The organism is Limnohabitans sp. (assembly GCF_044361985.1).
GTDB lineage: Bacteria > Pseudomonadota > Gammaproteobacteria > Burkholderiales > Burkholderiaceae_C > Limnohabitans_A.
Window position 1 is genome coordinate 1 of the sequence record NZ_JBIKHV010000169.1, and the last position, 3,271, is coordinate 3,271.

Annotated in this window: 3 protein-coding genes and 1 pseudogene; 3 read left to right on the forward strand and 1 reads right to left on the reverse strand. The window is 61.7% G+C overall.

The features are described 5' to 3' along the window. Window positions 1–921 (reverse strand): LysR family transcriptional regulator (locus ACIQ3A_RS14565; RefSeq protein WP_396432444.1); only part of this gene is annotated, 921 nt, incomplete at its 3' end. A 183-nt stretch (window positions 922–1,104) separates the two neighbouring features. Here ACIQ3A_RS14565 and ACIQ3A_RS14570 point away from each other — a divergent pair. The 3 genes and pseudogenes from ACIQ3A_RS14570 to ACIQ3A_RS14580 form a co-directional block, all read left to right on the forward strand. After that, on the forward strand, window positions 1,105–2,076 hold the full coding sequence (locus ACIQ3A_RS14570; RefSeq protein WP_396432445.1) for a TAXI family TRAP transporter solute-binding subunit: 972 nt from the start codon (window positions 1,105–1,107) through the stop codon (window positions 2,074–2,076). Beyond that, on the forward strand, window positions 2,073–2,564 hold the full coding sequence (locus ACIQ3A_RS14575; protein ID WP_396432446.1) for a DUF1850 domain-containing protein: 492 nt from the start codon (window positions 2,073–2,075) through the stop codon (window positions 2,562–2,564). The genes ACIQ3A_RS14570 and ACIQ3A_RS14575 overlap by 4 nt, the downstream gene beginning before the upstream one ends. 10 nt (window positions 2,565–2,574) lie before the next feature. Next, window positions 2,575–3,271: pseudogene (locus ACIQ3A_RS14580) on the forward strand (hypothetical protein); the annotation flags it as partial.

Consider the following 3,271-nt stretch of genomic DNA (forward strand, 5'->3'; position numbering starts at 1 on the left):
CCGCACCATGGCCGCAATGTCCTGGGCCAAAGGCCCCAATTCGTCGGGCCGGTACACCATGTAGAAGGTGCGTTGCAGGGGCGGGTAGGCCTGGCCCTGATGCCGCAAAGCCGTCAGGGGCACACACTTCAGGTGCATGGCGTGGTAGCGCGACTGCCACAGGCACAAAGGGGTTGTGAGGGCAATGCCCAAATCTTCGCGCACCAAGCTCAGCAAGGGGTCGGTCGCGTCAAATTCAAACACCTGCTCGATTTCGGGGTCGTGGCGGGCCAGGTAGGCATCGACCAACGCCCCCATTTTGGAGCGGGTGCTGTAATGCATGAAGGGCCGCAAACCACTGAGCTGGTGCAAGGACGCCAGAGGCGGCAGCGGGAAGTCCGCGGGCACGGCCAGCAAGAACTGTTCTGAAAACAAGGCCAAGTATTCACGCCCGGCGGCGGGTTTGGGATCGTCGGTGGTGATCAGCACGTCCAGCTGGTGGTTGTCAAACTGCTTGGCCAGGCCCGGGTTGATGCCCGACACCAGGCGCAACCGCTGCACACGACCGGCCAAGCCCCGCACCATTTGCGGGCCAATCGTGGCGGCAAAGGAGTCCACGCACCCGAGCCGCAACAAGCTCCTTTTGCTGCGGCTCAGGGCACGCACCGTCTCGGTCATGTGGCTGGCCCGCGAGAGCAGGTCACGCGCCTGCTCATACAGGCGCTGACCAGACGCCGTTGGGTGGGCTGGCCGCGTGGCCCGGTCGAGCAGTGAGGCACCCAGCGACTCCTCCAGTTGCCGCACATGTTGGGACACGCCCGCCTGGGAAATGCCAAGCCGCAGCGCCGCCGCCGACACAGAGCCGGTTTCCACCAAGGCCACCCAGCTGCCCAGCTGTTCCCAGGAGGGGGGGACCACTTTGTCTGAAGCACGTTTTTTCATCGAAGGTTTGCGCGGCAGGGCCGGTCTGTATTGGTTTTTCTGATGCTCAGCATCAGAATTGGCGAAGGCTTGACCTGGTGGGGCTTTCCACACCACACTGTGCAACTGCAAAGCGCTGGATGCATGTTGCAAAAGGCTTTCGCTGACATTTTGACCGAACCCCCTCTTCACAAAGGAAAACCGATGAAACTCAATCGCCGACTGGTCTTGACCCTGGTGGCCTCCGCAGCCGTTCTCTCGGGTGCCGCCATCGCCCAACAACGCGTATTCTTTGGCATCGCCACAGGTGGAACGGGGGGCACGTATTACCCACTGGGCGGCATGCTGGCCCAGCTGATTTCCAACAAAGCCACCGTGGACGGCAAGAAAATCACCGCCACCGCTGAAGCCGCAGGCGCTTCGGTGGGCAACGCCAAACTGCTGGGCACCAAGGACATCGAGTCGGCCTTTGTGGCGGCCGACATTCTGGATGCGGCCTACAACGGCAAAGCCCAGTTTGCCAATGCGCCCCTGAAAAACCTGCGAGCCCTGGGTGCGTTGTACCCCGAGACCGTGCAGCTGATCACCCGCGCCGACTCGGGTATCAACGGCGTCAAGGACCTCAAGGGCAAAAGCATTTCTTCGGGTGCGCCCGGCTCCGGCCAGTACCAGTTGGTGACCGATTTGCTCAAGGTGCACGGCATGGCCCGCACCGATGTGAAAGAAGACAGCTCCTCGTTCACGCAGGCGGTGGACAAGATCAAGGACGGCAACTTGCACGCCACCTTGATCACGGGCGGTGTGCCCGTGGCGGCCGTGACCGATTTCGCGCAAAGCCATGCGCTGAAGATCATCCCGCTGTCCGGCCCCGAAGTGGCCACCTTGCTCAAGGAGCAGCCTTACTACACTCAGGTGCAATTGCCCGCCAACACCTACAAAGGCCAAACCGCTGCCGTGCCCACGCTGGCGGTGATGGCCATCTGGGCTACACACGATGGCGTGCCCGAGAACGTGGCCTACGAAGTGACCAAGGCGCTGTATGAGAACACTGCCATCATGGGCCAGGTGCATGTGCAGGGCAAAAATATCAACCTGAACACGGCCACATCCGTGGCCAGTGTGCCCCTGCATCCCGGTGCCTTGCGTTACTTCAAGGAAAAGGGCATCGCTAAGTGACAGACCCCAAGCGCCTCGCCCTGGTGGCGTGGGCGCTGGTGGCCTGCGCATTGGCTGCACCTGGGGTCGCAATGGCTTGCGAGCTGGTGCTGAGCGAACACCGCAGCGGCCGTGCCTTGACCCGCTTGCCCTTGAACCCGGCACACCCCGCTGCTGATGTGGGGTTCACCCACTCGGTGCTGGGCACGCCCGTGCTGGACCGCTATGTTTGGCGGCACAGCACGCAGGGCTGGCGCGCTTACTTGGTCGAAGAACGCTTTGAAGGTGAAGGCTATGGCCTGCCATCGGCAGCTGGGCCGGGCGAGCGCTTGTTGCGCGATGGTGCAGGCTGGCGTTTGCTGCTCGACAGGCTGGTCGAGCCTTTGGTGGTCTTGCCTTTGCCCGCCCAGTCGATGCGGCTGGTGCTGGCAGACGGACGTGAAGTTTTACTGGGCCAGCTGAGCCCCAAATCAATTGAAATGCGGGCTGAAAATTGCCCTTTGCCATGATGGAAAACCCATGAGTGCCAAACAGCAAGAAGTCGACCGCCTGATCGAGCAGTTTGACCCCGAATCGAGTTTCCGCCGCTTGGCCGGCTGGAGCGCCAAAGTGGTGATGGTCTTGTGTGCCGGCCTGTCGGCCTGGCACTTTTACACCGCTGGTTTTGGCCTTGAAAACGAAATCGCCCACCGCGCCATTCACCTGGCCGTGGTGTTGGGCTTGTGTTTTCTGGTGTTTCCACGTCAAAAACGCCTGCCCGGCCATTGGGAATGGACCGTGTCCATCGGGCTGGTGGGCTTTTACCTGTTCATGGGCTGGAGCTTGCTGGACAAGATCACCGAGCCCATCCCCGACGCCATGCGCTACACCTTCCTGGCGGTGCTGGTGGCCTTGGCAGGTTTGTCCTTGCCGTTCAAGCATTTTGACGGCAGCCACACCCACATTCCGTGGCGTGACTGGGTGTTTGCGGCGCTGGCTTCGGGCTTTTCGCTGTACTTGCTGGTGTTTTTTCAGCACATCTACATCGATCGCCCCGGCCAGCACACACCGCTGGACCTGATGATGGGCGTGATTGCGATTGCCATGGTGATCGAGGCCACGCGGCGCACCATGGGCATCTTCTTGCCGCTGCTGGCGATTGCAGCGATTTTTTACGGCTTGTTGGGGCCCTACTTGCCGGGCGGCCTGTCGCACCGGGGTTACAGCCTGTCGCGCA

Bases quoted from the DNA above. Each gene is read 5' to 3' on its own strand.
- ACIQ3A_RS14570 (WP_396432445.1), top strand. From the start codon at position 1,105: ATGAAACTCAATCGCCGACTGGTCTTGACCCTGGTGGCCTCCGCAGCC.